Raw genomic sequence first — 21,050 nt, 5'->3', positions numbered from 1 at the left:
GCAAAATTAATATAATTTAAAGAATGCTTATATAGCATAGTTAATTGTTTTAACCACAGAGTACACAGAGAGAAAAACACAAACATCGCGGAGATTTATTCTTGGTGGCCTCTGTGTTTAAAAGACATGCAAATCCTCAGTGTCCTTTGTGGTCATTACATAATCTTCCAACTAAAAACAATAGATTTGTTCTCTCTTACCACCTTTTATGATACTAAATAATGACGATTTTAAACTGGATGTAACGTCAGAGATTGGCGATCTGCGTGTGCTGCTCATACACAGTCCGGATAGCGGGTTAGGAAAAGTTGTACCCTCTAAAGCACAAGACTGGCTTTTTGAAGACATTGTACACCTGGATACTATGCGCCGCAAGGAGTACGACTACTACGTAAAACTATTAATGTACTTTCTTGACCCGGATAAAATAAAGGGCAGGCTTAGTGAAATAGATTCGCCGGAAAGCGACCGTGATTTTTTTAAACCTGATAATGCGGGTTTCCATAACTCGGGTAAAGTAATTGAGATCCAAAGCCTGTTAAGTGACATTTTGCAGCAAAAAGACATTCGCAAAAAACTGGTTGCCGCTGTTTGCGCTATTGAAAGTTGTACTTATCGCCTGCAACTGCAGCTGATAGAGACCGACCCGGTTGAGCTGGCCAAAATATTTATATCCGGCTCATTGAATGATGATACCATGATATTTGCCCCCATCCCAAACATGATATTCTCCCGGGATATTGGCATAGCCATAAACAATCATATGCTGTTGAACAAGCCTGCAAAAAAGGCCCGGGCACGTGAAACTTTATTAGTACGCTACATATTTTTTAATCACCCGCTATTTGAAGCTTACCGTGATAATATTCTGGAGATCCCTGAAACTGTGCAACACTTTTTAAGGCCGGGCGAAGAACAGGAAGAGAAAACCACTTTAGAAGGCGGCGATGTAATGATGATTAGTCCGCAGCATTTAATTATAGGCTGCAGCGAGCGCACCTCGGTAAGCGGAGCCAATGAGGCTATTAAATTGCTGTTCGAAAACAATGTGGTGAACAAGGTGAGTATTGTAAAAATTCCTCATAAGCGCGATTACATGCACATTGATACTGTTTTTACACAGGTAAAACGAAATACCTGGATACTGTTGCGCTCATTGGCAATTGCCGAAAGCGAGCAGGCCCAGGAAGAGCCAATTGCCTGGTTTGCCGATAAAAAAAATAAAGACAAACCAGAAATAGTACAGTTTGAGAAAGGTAAAAAGCCACAGGTATTTAGTTGCCTGGAAGATTTGCTGGATGACATTAGCCGGAACGATCTTAAAAGTAACGAACCTACAAAATTTATTTACTCGGGCAATAACGAATTCCCGTTTGATGCCCGTGAGCAATGGACAGACTCCTGTAACCTGCTGGCCTTAAAAGATGGCATAGTTTTAGGATATGACCGTAACGATAAAACCGTTGAAGCTTTCAGGCAAAATGGTTTCGATGTTATCCATGTAACAGACCTGCTGCCTAAATTTGAAAGCAATGAACTGAACCCGCAAACCATGAAAGATACACTGATACTAATGCCATCCGCAGAGCTTTCACGTGCACGTGGCGGTTTCCATTGTATGAGTATGCCACTTCAAAGAAACAACGTACCATAACCACAAAACAAAAATTATTTTATGTTTTACATAAAATAATTTTTGTTTTAATAATGTAGTTGATATATTTGTATCAGTAAAAAATATAAATATGAAAACTATATCATGGCTTTTAAAAACCATCAGGATTTTGCTAACTGTAGTGTGGTACATTAACATTGTATTAATTGTTATTGCATTTTCAATGTTAACCTTTAAATTCATTACAAGCGATTCTGTTGAATTTAGCAACCCTGTTAAGTATTCCCAAAAGCCGAACGTTGTAAAGCTGGAATCGTTAACACCTAACGCCTATAATATTGTTATACAGCGCGATCAGGGTACTCTTAAAATGGATTTGAGAAAAAGCCCCGGATATATTGCCGCGGCTTATTTTTTTCTGATATCATTAGAAGTTTTGGCAATGACCATTATTTACCAGCTGCGTAAATTTTTTGATAGTATACAGGAACGCGCCCCTTTTAAATATGATAATATACGGCGTCTCCATATTACGGCGTTATGTTTTGTATTGCTTACGCCACTTCATATTTTGCTTGGAATAAGTACTGCTATAACGTTGAAAGAACATGTAAAAGATTTTAATTTGATGAATTTAGTGTGGACAGAAAGTTTTACGGGATTAATTTTAGGTGCAGTAATTTATATTATGGCCGATATATTTAAGTATGGGTTTGAACTTCAAAAAGAGAACGGAGAGTTTGTATAATGGGTATTATAGTAAACCTTGATGTAGAAATGGCGAAGAATAAGATTTCATTAAAAGAGCTTGCCGAACGCCTGGGTATCAGCATGACCAACCTGTCATTACTTAAAACAGGCAAAGTAAAGGGTGTACGTTTTGATACCCTGCAGGCAATTTGCCGCGAATTGAATTGCAAACCCGGCGATATTTTAGACTACAAAGCAGATTGATTAATTTGCAAATGAAGTAACATTGTTAACAAATGAACCAGTCAACCAAAAATATATTAATGATACGCCCGGTAGCGTTTGGGTTTAATGTACAAACAGCCCAAAGTAATGCATTCCAGAACAGGGATGCCGATCAGCAATTGGTGCAGCAAAAAGCGCAGCAGGAATTTGACGGTTTTGTTGCTATCTTAAAAAGCAACGGTGTAAATGTTACCGTTGTTGACGATACTATTGAACCGCACACGCCAGATTCCATCTTCCCTAACAACTGGGTATCGTTTCATGATAATGGTGATATATTCCTCTATCCTATGCAGGCCGATAACCGCCGGCTGGAACGCCGGGAAGACATTATAAGGCAACTGGAAGAAAACTTTAAAGCCAACCATGTCATAGACCTCAGCAGGTTTGAAATAAAAAACCAGTTTTTAGAAGGCACGGGCAGTATGGTTTTAGACCGGGGAAATAAAATAGCTTATGCCTGCCTCTCGCCGCGTACAAACGCCGAAGTGCTAAAGGCTTTTTGCGACTATACCGGCTATAATGCAGTAACCTTTAACGCTTATGACCAACATGGGCAAGCTATTTACCATACCAATGTGCTTATGGCCATTGGTAGTAAATTTACGGTGATATGCCTGGATAGCATCACCAATGCGCATGAAAAAGAAATAGTTATAGCATCGCTGAAAGAAACAGGCAAAGAGATTATCAATATCACGTTTGACCAGATGAACCAATTTGCCGGGAATATGCTGGAAGTGCAAAATACAGCTGGCGAAACTTTAATAGTAATGTCGCGAACCGCCTATGCATCTTTAACTGGTGAACAGAAGGCTGCTTTAGAGAAATATGGGAAATTAATTTATGCCGATATTAACACCATTGAAACAAACGGCGGCGGAAGCGCCCGGTGTATGATGGCCGAAGTGCATTTACCGGTAGTATAGTTTAAATAACAACACCGGCTACCCCCCCCCAAAGTAAACGCCTTAAATTCAGACTTTTAATCCAATTTCATAACTGATAAACCCCGGCAATTATGTCCGGGGCTTAAACAGGGGGTATTATTAATAGTAACCATATATACGGCGATCGGTGTAAATTGTTGTATTAATTTAAATTTTAAACTAAAAAAAGATTAAATTTTTAAATAAAAAAAGAGCCTTCAGCATTAAACCGAAGGCCCTAAACTATTAATAAAAAGCACCCCTGCTCTTTACATATATTAAACCAATAATATCGTGAAAGGTTTAATCTCTTTTAATAAATTTTTTATTTTTCTTATAAAAAAATACCCTTTTTGGTTGTTACTGGTCAACCCAAACTCAATCATGTTAAGCATCAGTGTTAAAGAATAAAAATGGATACAGCATGTGGCCCTCGCCTAATGTCATTAATTTCAGGAATTTCACTCCATCAGGGTAAAAGCTTTGTAGAATAAATTAGAAATTATCCGATTTGGTACAACCGCTTTATTTCCTCCCTCACAAAACAATTACAATCCAACTATAAATTAGCATCAACATTTTGACAAATAATCCGTTTAAAAATTACATTTTTGCCAAAATTTTAATAAATGCAGAGTTACCAGGAATTTCTTGATCTAAGTGTAGGTTTTCCACAAGATGGTTTTGAGATCATCGACGATGAACTATACTTTCAGGACCTTAATTTAATGGAGATGATAGAAACGTATGGCACACCCCTGCGCTTCACTTATCTGCCCATGATATCTAAAAAGATTCAGCAGGCAAAGCTGTTATTTCAACAGGCAATTGTCAAAAACAATTACCGTGGCAGTTATAAGTATTGCTATTGCACCAAAAGCTCGCATTTCAGGCACATTGTTGAAGAGGCGCTGAAGAACGAGATCCACCTGGAAACGTCGTCGGCCTTTGATATGCCCATGATTGATGCACTGGAGAAAAAAGGTGCCGTAAATAAAGACATTACGGTTATCTGCAATGGTTTTAAAACCTTCCAGTACAAAACTTATATTATTGATATGCTGCATGATGGATTTAAAAACATCATTCCGGTACTGGATAATAAAGAAGAATTTAACCTGTACGATGATGAGGTAGAAATGGATACCCCATGTAACCTTGGCATCCGGATAGCTGCTGAAGAGCAGCCCGATTCGCAGTTCTATACCTCGCGTTTAGGTGTACGTATGGAAGATATCATAGATTTTTATCATAATAAAATTGAAAAGAATCCTAACTTCCAGGTTAAGCTGCTGCATTTCTTTATCAACTCGGGTATCTCTGATACGCCGTATTACTGGAACGAGCTGGAAAAATATGTAACGCTATACTGCAAATTCAAAAAGATCAATCCGCATTTGGATACTTTGGATATTGGCGGAGGTATGCCTTTTAAAGATTCACTGGTTTTTGATTTTGATTATGAGTACATGATCAACGAAATTGTGAGCCGTATAAAAGAGATCTGTGCTGAAAACGATACCATGGAACCGGATATTATTACCGAATTTGGTAAATATACCGTTGCGGAGGCATCTGGTATATTATATAAAGTATTAGGCCGCAAGCAACAAAACGACCGCGAAAGATGGCTGATGCTTGATGGATCATTCATTACCAACCTGCCCGATGTTTGGGCGCTAAACCAAAAATATGTATTACTGCCTGTTAATAACTGGGATAGCGAATACGAGCGTGTTAACTTAGGAGGCATTACCTGTGATGGCCAGGATTACTACAACCAGGAAGCACATATGAACAGTGTGTTTATGCCAAAAACCCGTAAGGTACAGTATCTGGGTTTCTTTAATACAGGCGCCTATCAGGAAGTATTGAGTGGTTATGGGGGTATCCACCATTGCCTGCTGCCATCACCAAAGCATGTCATCATCCGCAGGAACAGGGATGAAACCTTCAACTTTGAAGTTTTTGGTGAGGAACAAAACAGTAAACAGGTATTGAAAATACTGGGTTATACCACGTAAACTCATTAACTAAATAGTATAAAAGCACCGCCGTAAAGCGGTGCTTTTTTCTTATGTCATTGCGAGAAGCGCAGCGACGAAGCAATCTCGTAGCCATTGCATTACCGCTTAGCATACGACGAGATTCCCACGCTATCGTTCAGGACAACAAACTTAAGGAATGGGTCATGGTGAGCTTGTCGAACCATAGCGGGCGGGGCCTTTGCACACATCCTTCGACAAGCTCAGGATAACCCCAGCAAATGTCATTTACCCTTCAGATGCCTCGGATTTTAAAACTCGCAATGACATGGTGGTAAGCATCGCTTTACAGCGGTGCTTTTTTGTTTAATGTTAATTAACATAAATGATACAAAGAAAGAACGCCGAAGGCCTGTTTTAATTTAATTAAACATTTATATTTGATAGTGCGATTGTTAAAAAGATCAAATTACTGTCACAACTTTATTATTTTCAAATAAATTCTACTAATTCCCTATACTATGTATATATTTGGGAGATACAAATGAGACACACAACTTTTACATATAATAATATGATGATTTATTGCTGTATGCACAGTGAAAGATCGTGGTTGTAAGTATGTGTATACGAATATATATGCCTCTTCAGCCACAGCGAAGGGGCTTTTTTATAAAACAATTTTAATACGATACCAATATGCAAAGCTTCAGGACCGAACTGGAGAACCCGATAGTTGAACAGGACATTATTGACCTGGAGAGAAAGATAAGGGCGTTTCGAGAGGGTAAAATACATGACGAAAAATTCCGGAGCCTGCGTCTGGCACGTGGCGTTTATGGCCAAAGGCAGCCCGGCGTGCAAATGGTGCGTATTAAATTACCGTTTGGCAAGGTTACGTTTAAGCAGATCTTAAAAATAGCCGACATAGCCGACGAATACGGCAGCGGTAACCTGCACTTAACTACCCGCCAGGATATTCAGATCCATTATGTGAGCCTTGATCGTACCCCGCAATTATGGGCCGATTTGGAGCGTGATGATATAACCTTGCGCGAAGCATGCGGTAACACAGTAAGAAATGTAACCTCTTCCCCTACCTCGGGTATTGACCCGCAGGAACCGTTTGATGTATCGCCTTACGCGCAGGCAACGTTTGAATATTTTTTACGCAACCCTATCTGCCAGGAAATGGGCCGCAAATTCAAAATATCTTTTTCATCAAGTGATGCCGATACCGCATTTTCTTACGTCCATGACGTGGGCCTGATACCTAAGCTCAAAGAAAATGGCGAACGTGGTTTCAAGGTTTTATTAGGAGGCGGACTTGGCGCCCAGCCTTTACTGGCAAGCGCTGTAGAAGATTTTCTGCCGGAAGATGAGCTGATACCTTATATAGAAACCATAATACGTGTATTTGACCGTTACGGCGAACGCAACAACCGGAACAAAGCCCGTATGAAATACCTGATCCAAAAAATTGGATTGGATGAAGTATTACGATTGGCAAAAGAGGAACGTATAGCTTTAAAAGTAAAAACTTACCCTATTAACCGGGATGCCATTCCTGAACCTGCTTTACCTGCAGAACAGGTGTACCCCGATGTGGAATTAAGTAACCCATTGCGATACGAGCAATGGCGTTTAACCAACGTTTTTGAACAAAAGCAAGCCGGCTTTTATGGTGTGTATGTAAAAGTAACCGTTGGCGATATCTCATCAAACACCGCGCGTGCGTTAGTTGATGCTATTAAGCCTTTTGTAAGCGATGAGGTCCGTGTTACTCAAAACCAGGGGTTATTATTAAAATTTGTGCGCAAGGAAGCGTTGCCCGGTTTATATGAAGCCCTGCAGGCTTTAGATCTGGCAGCTCCGGGCTTTGACAGCGTTGCCGATGTTACTACCTGCCCCGGTACAGATACCTGTAACCTGGGCATCTCTAACAGCATGACCTTATCTAAAGTGCTGGAAGATGTGATCTTTAACGAATATGAAGACCTTATTTATAACCGCGATATCAAGATCAAGATTAGCGGTTGTATGAATAGTTGCGGCCAGCATGGTTTAGCACATATTGGTTTTCATGGCAGCTCATTAAAATCAGGTTTAAAGGTTTTACCGTCTGTACAAGTACTGTTAGGCGGTGGCACTGTAGGCAATGGCGTTGGCCGTGCAGCAGAAAAGGTAATTAAAGTACCCGCTAAGCGTGCTACGCATGTATTAAGGGCTGTGTTAGATAATTATAAAGCCAATTCTGTTGGTGGCGAAACTTTCCATGCTTATTATGATAGCAAAGGCAAGGATTATTTTTACCAGTTATTAAAGCCATTAGCAGACTTAAGCACATTAACCGAAGACGAATTTGTAGACTGGGGCCATCAGGAAACATTTGCTACAGCGATAGGTGTTGGCGAGTGTGCCGGGGTGGTAATTGACCTGGTAGCAACCCTGCTATATGAAAGCGACGAGAAACTTGACTGGGCCAAAGGCGCTTATGCCAAAGGTTTATGGGCCGATGCTATCTATCATTCATACAATACCATGATTAGCGGTGCCAAAGCTTTATTGCTTGATAAAAGCGTTAACAGCAGCACACAAGCGGGCATTATCCGCGAGTTTGATACTTATTATACTTCAACAGGTGAGGTTGCCATTGATGGTACTTTTAGCGACCTGGTATTACAAATAAACAAGAACGAACCATCAGAAGAATTTGCTACAGCCTACTTACAACAAGCTACGGATTTTCTACAATTGGTTAAAGATAAAAGGGAGGCAGTGTTATCATGATACAAACGCAAATAAAAACTTCAGTTAAAGAACCGCGCATAACCCTTGTTGGCGCAGGGCCCGGTGATGCGGAACTCATCACCATAAAAGGTATAAAAGCTTTGCAAACTGCCGATGTGGTGTTGTACGATGCTTTGGTTAATGAAGAACTACTTGAATTTGCTCCTGCACATGCTACCAAGGTATATGTAGGCAAACGCTCAGGCGATCATTCGTTTTCGCAGGAAAACATTAACAAGTTAATGATTGATTACGCCCTTAATTATGGCCACGTAGTAAGGCTAAAAGGCGGCGATCCGTTTGTGTTTGGCCGTGGATACGAGGAGCTGGACCACGCGGCAGATTACAGCATCCCGGCACAGGTTATCCCGGGTATATCAAGTTCAATTGGTGTACCGGGCTTACAGGGGATACCGGTTACCCACCGCGGCCTTAGCGAAAGCTTTTGGGTAGTAACAGGCACAACCAGTGATGGTAAGGTATCTGCCGATGTTTACCAGGCAGCTAAAACAAAAGCAACTGTTGTGGTGCTGATGGGTATACACAAACTAGCCGAAATTGCAGAGATATTTAAAAATGAAGGCAAGAACAGGTTACCTGTTGCCGTAATACAAAGCGGATCTACCGCTAATGAAAAAGTAGTGGTTGGCGTGGTTGATACTATTGCCGAAGTGGCCGAAGAAAACGGCATCAGCTCGCCTGCTTTAATTGTTTTTGGCGAAGTGGTTTCACTTCATCCTAAATTTCAGCCTATCAGGGAATTTTATGACATTGTTGCCCAAGAATAAGATAACCGATCTTCAGCCGGAAAAGGCACAGGGCAATCAATTGTTCCCCGTATTTTTAAAGCTGGATAATCTGCATACCGTGCTTGTTGGCGGCGGGAATGTTGGCTTAGAAAAGCTGACCGCCCTGTTGCAAAATAGCCCGGCAGCGGCTGTTACTGTTATTTCTAAAACTTTTTTGCCTGAGATACATGTTCTGGCGGCAGATTTCCTTCAGCTCAATATCATCCAAAAACCTTTTGTTGATACTGATCTTGATGGCGCCGATATTGTTATCGCGGCAACTAACGATAGTGAGCTAAACAGCTACATCAGGCAATCGGCACATGACAGAAAGCTGCTTATTAACGTGGCTGATAAACCCGACCTATGCGATTTTTACCTGGGTTCTATTGTACAAAAAGGCGATCTTAAAATTGGCATATCTACCAATGGTAAATCGCCAACTATAGCTAAACGGCTTAAAGAAGTTTTAAATGAAGCGCTGCCAGCCGAACTGGATATTTCGCTGCAGCAGATGAGTGATATCCGTAATAAGCTATCGGGCGATTTTACGCATAAGGTTAAAGAACTTAACCGCGTAACGGCAGTATTGGTAGGCAGGCAAAAACCACCGAGCAATAAAAAATTAATGCTGCTTGTTTGGGGAACGTTCATTGTTTTTTTAGGTATTACGTTAACGGCTTTATGGCTAAAAGAGCCCGTTTTCAGGACGTACGTAGAAGGTATTAATCCATTTTTCTATTACTTTCTGGTAGCCGGCTTTGTTTTCGCGCTCATAGATGGCGCCATAGGCATGTCATACGGGGTTACTTCAACAACATTCTCCTTATCAATGGGGATACCACCTGCTTCTGCAAGCATGGGCGTGCATTTGTCAGAGATATTGAGTAACGGTATTGCCGGCTGGATGCATTACCGAATGGGCAATGTAAACTGGAAACTGTTTAAACTATTATTAATCCCCGGAATTATTGGCGCGGTTACAGGCGCTTATTTGTTATCCTCTTTAGAACATTACAGCCAGTACACCAAGCCTGTTGTATCATTATACACACTTATCCTGGGGTCGGTTATATTGTTAAAAGCAATTAACCTTAACCGTAAAAGAACATCTGCTAAAATTAAAAATATCCCTCTTTTGGGTTTAGGCGGTGGCTTTATTGATGCCGTTGGCGGCGGCGGCTGGGGTTCTATCGTTCTTTCTACGCTGATAGCAGGCGGGCGTCATCCCAGGTTCTCATTGGGTACTGTAAAGCTATCGCGCTTTTTTATAGCGCTTATGAGCTCGCTTACCTTTATTACCATGTTAAATGGGGCACATTGGGAGTCAGTAGCCGGGCTTATAATTGGTAGTGCGTTAGCATCGCCGGTAGCGGCACGCATTTCCAACAAAATATCTGCTAAAGCAATTATGTTCTCAGTAGCGGTTATCGTTATTATCATTAGTTTGCGCAGCATTGCGAATTTTATAATTAAAGTAATATAGTGGCAGAGACTACATACATATCGCAATTAATTGAGGGAAAAGACCCTGTTGCCGTTTTACGGGCACTGGCAGAGCAATTTCCCGGCGAGATCGTATTTTCTACCAGCTTTGGCTGGGAAGACCAGGTGATCACGCACATGATATTTGCCAATGATATCCCCATAAAGGTTTTTACGCTGGAAACCGGAAGGCTGTTTCCTGAAACTTATTACGTTTGGAACCGCACCATGGAGATCTATGGCAAGCCGGTACACGCCTATTACCCTGTTCATCACCTGTTAGAAGAAATGGTGAATGCCAAAGGCCCTAACAGTTTTTATGAATCAGTAGAGAATCGTAAAGAATGCTGCGGCATCCGTAAGATAGAGCCATTGCGCCGGGCTTTAGCGGGCAACAAATGCTGGATAACCGGCATCCGTGCGGAGCAATCACCTAACCGCGAAGAAATGAGCGACGTGGAGTGGGACGAAGGCAACAAGCTTATTAAGGTCCACCCTATTTTTAGCTGGACTTTAGACGAGGTTAAAGCATACATAAAACAATATAATATACCGTACAATACATTGCATGACAAAGGTTTCCCCAGCATAGGCTGCCTGCCCTGCACAAGGGCGGTACAACCCGGCGAAGATTTCAGGGCCGGGCGCTGGTGGTGGGAAGACCAATCCAAAAAAGAATGCGGACTGCATGCAACTGAACTAAATGATTTAAAAGAATGAGCAAATACCGGTTAGATTACCTGGACGAATTAGAGGCAGAGGCCATTTATATTCTGCGCGAAGTAGCGGGGCAGTTTGAAAAACCTGCGCTGTTATTTTCTGGTGGCAAAGATTCTATTACACTGGTGCATTTGGCATTAAAAGCCTTTCGCCCGGGTAAGTTCCCTTTTCCGCTGGTGCATATTGATACCGGTCATAACTTTGAAGAAACCATCACTTACCGTGATGAGATGATTGCCCGCATTGGCGAAAAACTGATTATTGGTCACGTGCAGGAAAGCATTGACGAAGGAAAAGTAATAGAGCAAAAAGGCAAGAATGCCAGCAGAAATGCACTACAAACCGTTACCCTGCTTGATACTATTGCCAAACACCGGTTTGATGCCTGTATAGGTGGTGCCCGCCGCGATGAAGAAAAAGCCCGTGCCAAAGAGCGTATCTTTTCGGTACGTGATGAATTTGGCCAGTGGGACCCCAAACGCCAGCGCCCCGAGCTATGGGACATTTACAACGGAAAAATTCATAAAGGTGAAAACGTACGTGTGTTTCCGATAAGTAACTGGACAGAACTTGATGTTTGGAACTATATCCGCAGGGAAAATATTGCGTTGCCAACTATCTATTTTGCGCATCAGCGCGATTGTATTACCCGTAACGGCCAGCTAATGGCTGCTTCACCATTTTTAAATATGGATGAGGATGATGTGATCGAGAACAAGAATGTGCGTTTCCGTACCGTTGGTGATATGACCTGTACCGCGGCAGTGGAATCATACGCGTTTGAGATTGATGATATAATAAATGAAATAGCTTCCTCAAAAATTAGCGAGCGCGGTGCCCGTATGGATGATAAAGTAAGTGAAGCTGCTATGGAAGACAGAAAAAAAGGCGGTTATTTTTAAAGCCTCACCTAAATCCTCTCCAAAGGAGAGGACTTAAAAAGAAATGATCATCTCTACCGACTGGCGGTGTCCTCACCGCCAGCATTAACAAAATTCGAAATCCGAAATAAAGAAAATGGATATACTAAAATTTATTACCGCAGGCAGTGTTGATGACGGTAAAAGCACATTAATAGGCCGGTTGCTATATGACAGTGAAGCAATCCTGGCTGATCAGTTGGAGGCACTGCATGCATCGAACCGTAAAAATGACGACGGCAGTATTGACCTTGCCATTTTAACCGACGGCCTTAAAGCCGAACGCGAACAGGGCATTACCATTGATGTGGCTTATAAATATTTTGAGACCAATAAACGTAAGTTCATTATAGCGGATGCCCCCGGCCATATCCAGTATACCCGCAATATGGTTACAGGTGCAAGTAACGCGGGCTTAGCTATTATCCTGATAGATGCCCGTAAAGGTGTGGTTGAACAAACCACCCGCCATTCCTTTTTAGTTTCGTTATTACAGATACCGCAGGTTGTTGTAGCTATAAATAAGATGGATATGGTTGATTACAGCGAAGAAGTTTTTAACCGGATAGTTGCTGATTATAAAATATTAGCGGCAAAGGTTAATCTGGATAATGTAACATACATCCCCGTAAGCGCGCTTAAGGGCGATAACATTGTTCACGCATCATCAAACATCAGCTGGTACAGCGGCGACAGCTTGCTGCATCACCTGGAAAATGTAGAAATAACGATAGATGATTCATCTGCACGGGCTAGGCTACCTGTACAATGGGTGGTACGGCCCCAAACAGACGCCCTGCACGATTATCGTGGCTATGCGGGCCGTGTATCAAGCGGATCATTCCGGGTTAACGACAAGGTAACTGTGCTGCCTTCAGGCTTTAACTCAACCATTTCAAAAATAGAGTTGTTTGATAAACAGCCCGAGGAAGCTTTAGCAGGTATGTCTGTAACGGTACACCTGCAGGATAATATAGATATTAGCCGTGGTGATATTATTGTAAACAGTGCCGGGCACCCGCAGGTGTCAAAAGCAATAGAAGCCGATCTGTGCTGGATGGATACCCGTGCGCTGGATACCTCACTTACTTACCTGGTGCAACACAATACTAAAACCGTACGTTGCAAGGTGCAAGAGATTGTTTACAAAGTAAATATCAATACCCTGGAAAAAGATTACGCGGAAGATTTTAAGCTGAACGACATTGGTCGCATTATCATCAAAACCGCCGAGCCTTTAGCCTTTGACCCTTACCAGATAAATAAAGCCAATGGGGGTGCTATAATTATTGATAGCCGTACCAATGTAACGGTTGGAGCATTGATGCTGAGAAATTCGGTAGAGTAAATTAGAATAGTTTAATCAATTACATGCTTCATTTATATGAAGCCAACCCTGTGCGAAGTGCAAATCGTGCAGGGTTTTTGTTTTTAAGGTAACTTTAATTCATTCTTATTTATATATAAAGGCATTGGTATTGTGTCATTAAGTGATCTGTATAAATAAATACTTTTTCCAGCTGCCTTGATAATTCCAAATCTCTGGTTTTTATCCCTTTTTGTGAAAGTTGAATAGTTGAGTTTTATGGTATCGTTTTTAATGGAGTATGTACCGACTTCTTCATCAATACCAAAACAGACACTTCTCATTTTAAATTTGTGATTCTCTTTTAACATAAGCGTTGTCATACAATTTGCACTCCCTTCCCTTTCTGCAACCAACAGATTTTCACCTTCAAACGCTGAATAATTGATAATTCCATAAGGCCGCAAGGTTATTAATGTTAAAAGTAGTATTACAATTACTGTTTTATAAATCCTGCCTTTTTCCTCAAACCTATTTTTTACAATAAGATAAAGCTGATAAAATACTTTTATGGTGAGTATCAGAAACGTTATTGCAAGCACAATAGGTAGTATCATCGCGAAAAAACCGAGTATCCCTTCCCAAAAATATAGGGTATTAATTGTTAAGAAAAGCAATATTGAAACCAGAAGCAGTTTGCTTTTAAACATGATATAATTTAAGCATTTAAAGATAGACCAAAAGTTTTAACTTAGCATCAACTTAACCATCACATGTCTAAAATCACGGTTGTTTGCTTGCTGCTATTGTTCTGTTCTATAGGTGTTTCTGCACAGCATAAAGTCTTTTTTGAAACCAGGCTCTCCAAAACAAAAGTAAAAAACAGTCTGTACAACTCAATTAAACTGCTGGATTCGCGTGCCGATACCAGCCTGGGCTTTGTACAAACCGGGGTATTAAACCGTAAAGCAAAAGTAGTTACCAAACAGTCCTTAGCTAAAGAAGTATCGAATATTTTCAGTTCATTGATAGATACGAATGCCGCCAACGGCGAAATGCTTTTACATTTAAGGCAATTCAGTTTTGCTGAACTGACAGCCGGCATGTCAGAAAGTGGCTATTGCGCTTTTCAGGCAGATCTGTACACCCAAAAGCAGGATCAATATCAACTAATAGGCTCAATTGATACGCTGTTTCATTTGCGTTCATCAATTGACGTTACAAATGCACTTTTAAGAACCGGCAGCGATACGTTAACAGGATTCATTCAAGATCATTTATTGAAGCAGCCAACTGGCAAAATCGCTTTGAGTTATAGTGATTTACTTCACATCGACAGCATAGAAAAACTTTCTATCAAAGTTTATAATACAACAACTTACGTAGATGGCTTATACCTAAGCTATAACTCATTTAAAAATCAAACTCCTGATCAGGAAATCATTGTCACCAATCCATACCTATACCCCGGCAACGTTAAAGCTTTAAACGAAAAAGGAAAGCTTAAAGATGTAAAGCTGAATAAAACATACGCGGTTGTATATAAAGGCTCCCCCTACATTGTTACTCAATATGGCTTTTACCCCCTCAAAAAAGAAAACAACGAATTTCTTTTCACAGGCCAGGCAAAAGTATCTGCTAACACGGGCACTGTAATTGCCGCCAGCGCAATGTTTGGCATCTTAGGCGCATTAATTACGAACGGCGGAGATGATGCTACCTTTGAAATGAAGATAGACCACAGGAACGGAACACTCATCAAATTAAAAGAAATTATTGAGGTAAAAAAGGCAAGCACCTATAACCCAGATAGCTGGTAATAAAAAAAGCGGGCAGCTCGCCCGCCCGCTTTTTTAAAAACTAAATCACCTATAGACGATCTTTATAAATAAGCCAGAAGCTTCTTGACTCTTGATCCTTACCTCCCGGCTCTCCAAACCTAATCCTGCTTTTTGCCGCTTAGCAATCCATCAAGCGTGACAGATGCATAGTACAAGCCACCAATTGTAGGCCCGCCGGCGTATTGGATAAACCGGTTATTAAAAATATTTGATGCCCCAATCTTGAACGTTGCATAATATACCGGCACGCGGTAAGTAACCTGGGCGTCAACAGTGTGGATGGCATCAACTGTCCCGGTTACCAGCGGGCTTTCCCACAGGTAAGATTGCTGCCATTTGTAAACAATGTTAAAACCAAAGTTCTTTACCACCTCGCGGTTCCCGAAGGAGAAGTTACCCGACCATTCAGGCGTATTAAAGCCGGTCACGAAAATATCTGAGGTTTGCTGTGCTTTCAGTTTATTGAAGCTTACGTTACCTGATACGGTATATCGTTTATAAAAATTATACGTTAACCCGGCCGATGAACCGTAGTTGTTATAAATATTTTTGGCATTGGTATACACACGATAACGGCTTTGCCCGGCACTGGCGACATTAGTTGATGTAGCCGTTGTTGGGTCGCGGTTAATGTCAAGCATGCTTAAAACGGCAGCGTCTGTACCAACTGTTGTTCCGTTAGGCACAAACACCTGCACCTGTCCTAAAAAGCCATTGTAACGGTTAGCATAGGCGTCTACATCCAAAAATATTTTATTGTCAAAGAAAATCCCCTTATAGCCTACCTCAAATGAAGTAATTTGCTCCGGGCGTGCTTTAGGCAGGTCAGCTACCTTTAGCAAGCTTCTGTTGGCTAAGGCTGTGGCATCATCGCCGGTTGTAGATTGTGCTTTTACAGCGTTGTTAAACGCTGTAACCGACTGCTGGGTATAGCTATTATCCAAATATCCTAAACCATTATTAATAAAATCTAAACTGCCTACACGTTTAACGCGGCCGTTGTTCACATAAGATAATGCCTCAAACAGCGACGGGAAACGATAGCCGTTTTGGAACGTGAACCTAAAATTGTGGTTTTGCGTAGGCGAATAAACCGCTGCCAAACGTGGCGTAAACTTAGGATCAAAATAAGGGTTGTAATCCCACCGTACCGATCCAAATAATTTTAACTTTTCGTCAAAGAATGTTTTAGTTACCTGGGTAAAGGCGCCATATTTTTTGTAGATAACGTTTTCGCCGAAGCTGCCATCAGCCAAAGGGGTATTCCTGTCGGCTATTGAGCGGCTAAAATCAACAAAATTATTACCATCCGGGATAACCTCATAAACACGTACATCGGCGCCCACCAGCAGGTCAACCACCTTAACCTTGCTGGTGAGGTCCCACTGTGCTTCGCCATTAAATAAATGGCTTTTTTGCACTAACGCTGCGCCCCCAGTAACGGGCGCGTTAGGTATCAAACTTGATTTGATATCCCAGTTGTTGATACCGATGATCGTACTTCTTAGCGCATCAAATGCGGGTGTGCCGGGTTCTACCCTGCCGGCATCTGCAGCGGTACGTGCAGCATTATTAGCAGCTGCCAGATTAGCCGATGTTAAACCGCCGTTGGCTGTGGCATAAGCCGTAAGCGCGTTTTTATAAGTAGTTCCCCAGGCTGAATTGCTGGCATGGTTCAGGTCAAGGTTATCGGCCAATGGCTTCACATTAAATGAGTTGCCGGTATTTTCAATCGACTCATACCCGCGGATCAGGAAATCTTTACCCTTCAGTTCCACTTTATGATTTTGCACCGTTGCACCGTTTAGCGAGATCTTGTTTCCGCGCTGAAAAACACCATCCATTTTACCGTACCGGTATGTATAGGATAAGGTAGTATTTGGCGTAAATTTATAAGCCAGCGTACCATCCAGCTTTAAGTTGGTTACTTTAGGGTCAACCAAATCAACCTCGTTATAACCCGTACGGGCAACGGTTAAATTAGGCCTTGCCACACCATCAACCACAATTCCTTTAATTGATACCGTATTACTACCGGCCAGGGCATCATCGCCATATTTGTTCCAGCCGTCATAAGCCGCGTTACTGGTTCCTGTTAACTCCGGATAAGCAGGGTTAGCGGTTTTCAGGTTAGTAGGGTTCTGATCTAAACGGGTGTTTGACTGCCAGTCTTTACCTTCCAGATAGCTGGCATTAATTTTAAAGGCAAACTTATTATTAAACGCCTTAGCATATCTTACAGCAGTTTCGGTTAGCGCGCTTGGGCTAACTCCTATGCCATCTACATGGTTAATCCCAGTACGGTGGTAAACACTTAAACCCTGGTATCTGAAGGGGTCTTTAGTGAACAAGTTTGATAAACCGTTAATCGCGTTAGTACCATACAGGGCTGCTGCCGCTCCGGGTGTTATCTCAATACTGGCAATATCCAGTTCGGTTGGGCCTATAGCATTACCCAGCGGCACACCTAAAGTGGCCGACTGCATATCTACCCCATCTGCCAGCTGCATAAACCTGAAGTTGTTAGGGCTGTTAAAACCCCGTGTGTTAGGCACTTTAAGGGTAATACTGGTAGTGGTCATCTGTACGCCTTTCACGTTCTCCAGCGCATCATAAAAACTTGGGCCAGGAGATTGCTTCAATGCGTTAATGCTCAACTTTTCTATAGCAACCGGCGATTTCAGCAGCTTCTCTTCCCTTCGGGATGCGGTAACTACTACCTCGTTTATTAGTAACGATTGTGATGTAAGCTGTACATTTACCGCGCTGTTGGCATTTTTAATATAAAACTCCTGCGGCTGAAAGCCTACTGCGCTAAATACCAAAGTAAAAGGCAGTTTGGCGTTAGTGGTTAATGAAAATTTACCTGTAGTGTCTGTCGCGGTACTATTGGTTGTACCTTTTATGGTTACGGTTGTGCCTATAAGCGGAAAACCATGCTCGTCGTTTACTTTACCGCTTAAAATATAACTGCCATTAAGCTGCGCCAGGGTTGCCGTTGGGGCAAGTACTAACAAAAGCATAATGAGCTTTAAAAAAACTTTATAAATTTTCATGAAATGGGGGTGAAAGAAATTTAAATAGAACTAATTATTAAATTGTTGCAGAGGGAATTAGCAACAACAGCATGCAGTTAGGCCCTGCATTCGTGACATTTGAGTTAATGAATATATAGTTAAATAATACATTGTCTATAGAATAAGTAGACAAAAATATTAAATCTTTTATTGTTACCAAATAAAAATGATATTATTTTGAAAATAATACTAAAAACGTGCTCAATTAAGCAGTAAATCAGTAATATTGACGACTAAACCCATATACATTAATGGCTTTCAAATACCAGCGGATAATTATTAAAATAGGTTCAAACGTTATAACCAAACCAAACGGCTTGCCGGATGTGGAACGGATTGAACATTTGGTGAACCAAATTGCCGCTATTAAAAAACAAGGCAAGGAGGTTATTTTAGTTTCCTCCGGTGCGGTAGCATCCGGCAGGAGCCTGATAACAGTCACCGATAAGTTCGATGCAGTGGCTACACGCCAATTGCTGGCATCTATAGGGCAGGTAAAATTAATTAATACCTACTCCCACCTGTTTGAAAAGTTTGACATCCTTTGCTCGCAGGTGTTGGTTACCAAAGAGGATTTCAGGGACAGGCTGCATTACCTCAACATGAAAAACTGTTTGGAGATTTTGCTGCAACACCAGGTAATACCCGTTATCAATGAAAATGATGTGGTATCGGTAACAGAATTAATGTTTACTGATAATGATGAGCTTGCCGGTTTAATAGCATCTATGCTGAATGCACAGGCCCTTATTGTGCTTACCAATGTTGATGGCATTTACGATGGCGACCCAAAATTACCGGGCTCAGCAGTGATCAACGAAGTGACCGAAGCCGGTATCGATTTTTCATCTTTCGTAAGTTCGGGCCGCTCGCAGTTTGGGCGTGGCGGAATGATCACCAAATCTACCATTGCGCATAAGGTGGCTAAACTGGGTATAGCGGTGCACATTGCCAATGGCACAAAAGAAAATATACTGACTGATGTTTTGGATAATAAAGTTAGCCACACGCGTTTTATCCCCAGGAAAAAAGCATCAGGTAAAAAGAAATGGATCGCACATTCAGAAACAGCGGCTACAGGTGTTGTACAGGTAAATGAAGGTGCAAAGTTGGCATTAACCTCCAGTAAAGCATCAAGTTTGCTGCCGGTTGGCATAATTAATATAATATCCGACTTTAAAAAGGGCGAGATCATCAAGATCATCGACGAAAATAATAAACTGGTTGGGCTTGGCCTGGCAGAATACAGTTCAGAAAAGGCACGTGAGTGGACAGGTCAAAAAAATCAGCGGCCACTGGTGCATTATGATTACCTTTATTTACAGGGATAAAATGGCATATAAACAATATTTTGAGGATGCATTAACGGCAGCACGTGGTAAGGTCTTATCCCCTGCTGTAATTGACCGGGTATTGCTTGATGTGGCAAAAGCCGCCATTGAGCAAACCGACTACCTGCTGCAGGAAAATAAAAAAGACCTGGAGCGCATGGATCCTGCCGATCCTAAATACGACCGGCTTACGCTTACTGCCGAACGTATAAAAGCTATTGCCGGTGATATTGAAAGCGTGGCAGGATTGAGCAGTCCGCTTGGAACTGTACTTTCAGATAAAACACTGCCTAATGGCCTGCATATATCTAAAGTAAGGGTACCACTGGGCATTGTTGGTGTAATTTACGAGGCAAGGCCAAATGTAACTTTTGATGTATTTGCGCTTTGCTTTAAAACTGGTAATATCAGCATATTAAAGGGCGGCAGCGATGCAGATAATTCTAACCGGGCTATTATCAAAATCATTCATCAGGTGCTGTTGGCACATAATATTGATGTAAATGTTGCTACCCTGTTGCCTGTAGAGCGCGAAGCGACTGAAGCTCTTTTAAATGCTGTTGGATATGTAGATGTATTGATCCCGCGTGGCAGTCAAAGTCTCATCAATTACGTACGCGGTAACAGCAAAGTGCCGGTAATTGAAACAGGTGCCGGTATTGTGCATACTTACTTTGATGAAACCGGCGATCTGGATAAGGCCACCGCAATTATTGATAATGCTAAAACACGGCGTGTAAGCGTTTGTAACGCGCTGGATTGCCTTATCATCAACAGTAAACGCCTGGGCGACCTTGTGCACATAGTAGAGCCGCTTGGCGAAAAGCAAGTGACCTTGTACGCCGATAAAACCGCTTACGGCATATTGGATGGCATCTATCCGGCCGGGTTGTTATATGAAGCGCAACCAGAACATTTCGGCACAGAATTCCTGTCCATGAAAATGGCTATCAAAACGGTCGACACTCTTGATGAAGCACTGAATCACATTGCCGTTAACAGCTCCAAACACAGTGAGGCTATTATATCTGAAGATGAAATCCATATCGAAACATTTTTAAACCAGGTTGATGCCGCGGCGGTTTACGTAAATGCCTCAACCGCGTTTACAGATGGTGCCCAGTTTGGTTTGGGCGCCGAAATTGGCATCAGCACACAAAAGCTGCATGCCCGCGGCCCAATGGGTTTAGAAGAGCTCACCAGTTATAAATGGATTGTAAAGGGGAACGGACAGGTACGGAATCCATAGTTTTTTAACCTTCTGTTAAAACAAAAGTAGGCGGCTATT

At 41.8% G+C, this 21,050-nt stretch carries 16 protein-coding genes; 14 read left to right on the top strand and 2 right to left on the bottom strand.

Features of this window, described 5'->3' with window-relative positions; all coding sequences use genetic code 11:
- The first annotated feature begins 208 nt into the window (after positions 1-208).
- The 11 genes from WC743_RS01930 (at position 209) to WC743_RS01880 (ending at position 13,555) form a co-directional block, all read left to right on the top strand.
- Positions 209-1,654 carry an arginine deiminase family protein gene (locus tag WC743_RS01930; RefSeq protein WP_373010048.1) on the top strand — a complete coding sequence of 482 codons (1,446 nt, stop codon included), beginning with the start codon at positions 209-211 and terminating at the stop codon, positions 1,652-1,654.
- A gap of 91 nt (positions 1,655-1,745) precedes the next feature.
- Entirely contained in the window at positions 1,746-2,363 is a 618-nt protein-coding gene (locus WC743_RS01925; RefSeq protein ID WP_373010047.1) for a DUF2975 domain-containing protein, read from the top strand.
- Positions 2,363-2,569 (top strand): helix-turn-helix domain-containing protein, encoded by a 207-nt coding sequence (locus tag WC743_RS01920; protein WP_373010046.1) that lies wholly within the window; start codon positions 2,363-2,365, stop codon positions 2,567-2,569. Before WC743_RS01925 ends, WC743_RS01920 begins: the two co-directional genes overlap by 1 nt.
- 32 nt (positions 2,570-2,601) lie before the next feature.
- A complete protein-coding gene (gene ctlX / locus WC743_RS01915) occupies positions 2,602-3,519 on the top strand; it encodes a citrulline utilization hydrolase CtlX (protein WP_373010045.1) in 918 nt (305 codons plus the stop codon).
- Between the two features lie 629 nt (positions 3,520-4,148).
- A complete protein-coding gene (locus tag WC743_RS01910; RefSeq protein WP_373010044.1) occupies positions 4,149-5,543 on the top strand; it encodes an arginine decarboxylase in 1,395 nt (464 codons plus the stop codon).
- A 660-nt stretch (positions 5,544-6,203) separates the two neighbouring features.
- Positions 6,204-8,294: a nitrite reductase gene (locus tag WC743_RS01905; protein WP_373010043.1), complete on the top strand. Its 2,091-nt coding sequence runs from the start codon at positions 6,204-6,206 to the stop codon at positions 8,292-8,294.
- Complete coding sequence (gene cobA, locus WC743_RS01900; protein ID WP_373010042.1) at positions 8,291-9,082, top strand: uroporphyrinogen-III C-methyltransferase; 792 nt, start codon at positions 8,291-8,293, stop codon at positions 9,080-9,082. Before WC743_RS01905 ends, cobA begins: the two co-directional genes overlap by 4 nt.
- Positions 9,060-10,568 carry a TSUP family transporter gene (locus WC743_RS01895; protein WP_373010040.1) on the top strand — a complete coding sequence of 503 codons (1,509 nt, stop codon included), beginning with the start codon at positions 9,060-9,062 and terminating at the stop codon, positions 10,566-10,568. Before cobA ends, WC743_RS01895 begins: the two co-directional genes overlap by 23 nt.
- Complete coding sequence (locus WC743_RS01890; protein WP_373010039.1) at positions 10,568-11,287, top strand: phosphoadenylyl-sulfate reductase; 720 nt, start codon at positions 10,568-10,570, stop codon at positions 11,285-11,287. The genes WC743_RS01895 and WC743_RS01890 overlap by 1 nt, the downstream gene beginning before the upstream one ends.
- Positions 11,284-12,189, top strand: a complete 906-nt coding sequence (cysD, locus tag WC743_RS01885) for a sulfate adenylyltransferase subunit CysD (protein WP_373010038.1) — start codon at positions 11,284-11,286, stop codon at positions 12,187-12,189. The genes WC743_RS01890 and cysD overlap by 4 nt, the downstream gene beginning before the upstream one ends.
- A 115-nt stretch (positions 12,190-12,304) precedes the next feature.
- A complete protein-coding gene (locus WC743_RS01880) occupies positions 12,305-13,555 on the top strand; it encodes a sulfate adenylyltransferase subunit 1 (RefSeq protein WP_373010037.1) in 1,251 nt (416 codons plus the stop codon).
- 83 nt (positions 13,556-13,638) lie between these two features.
- Here the strand turns inward: WC743_RS01880 and WC743_RS01875 are convergent, their stop codons facing one another.
- Complete coding sequence (locus WC743_RS01875) at positions 13,639-14,223, bottom strand: hypothetical protein (protein WP_373010036.1); 585 nt, start codon at positions 14,221-14,223, stop codon at positions 13,639-13,641.
- A 63-nt stretch (positions 14,224-14,286) separates the two neighbouring features.
- On the opposite strand from WC743_RS01875, the gene WC743_RS01870 reads away from it, so the two are divergent.
- The gene (locus tag WC743_RS01870; RefSeq protein ID WP_373010035.1) at positions 14,287-15,333 is read left to right on the top strand and encodes a hypothetical protein; all 1,047 of its coding nucleotides are present in this window, start codon (positions 14,287-14,289) and stop codon (positions 15,331-15,333) included.
- A 119-nt stretch (positions 15,334-15,452) separates the two neighbouring features.
- Here the strand turns inward: WC743_RS01870 and WC743_RS01865 are convergent, their stop codons facing one another.
- The gene (locus WC743_RS01865; protein ID WP_373010034.1) at positions 15,453-18,410 is read right to left on the bottom strand and encodes a TonB-dependent receptor; all 2,958 of its coding nucleotides are present in this window, start codon (positions 18,408-18,410) and stop codon (positions 15,453-15,455) included.
- Between the two features lie 272 nt (positions 18,411-18,682).
- Between WC743_RS01865 and proB the strand changes: the two genes are divergently transcribed.
- Together proB and WC743_RS01855 are read left to right on the top strand one after the other, a co-directional pair.
- Positions 18,683-19,762: a glutamate 5-kinase gene (proB, locus tag WC743_RS01860; RefSeq protein WP_373010033.1), complete on the top strand. Its 1,080-nt coding sequence runs from the start codon at positions 18,683-18,685 to the stop codon at positions 19,760-19,762.
- 1 nt (position 19,763) lies between these two features.
- A complete protein-coding gene (locus tag WC743_RS01855; protein ID WP_373010032.1) occupies positions 19,764-21,011 on the top strand; it encodes a glutamate-5-semialdehyde dehydrogenase in 1,248 nt (415 codons plus the stop codon).
- The last annotated feature ends 39 nt before the right edge of the window (positions 21,012-21,050 follow it).

Source organism: Mucilaginibacter sp., assembly GCF_041660805.1.
Classification (GTDB): Bacteria; Bacteroidota; Bacteroidia; order Sphingobacteriales; family Sphingobacteriaceae; genus Mucilaginibacter.
Note: the sequence above shows the minus strand (reverse complement) of the source record. Positions and strands in the feature narration are given on the sequence as shown.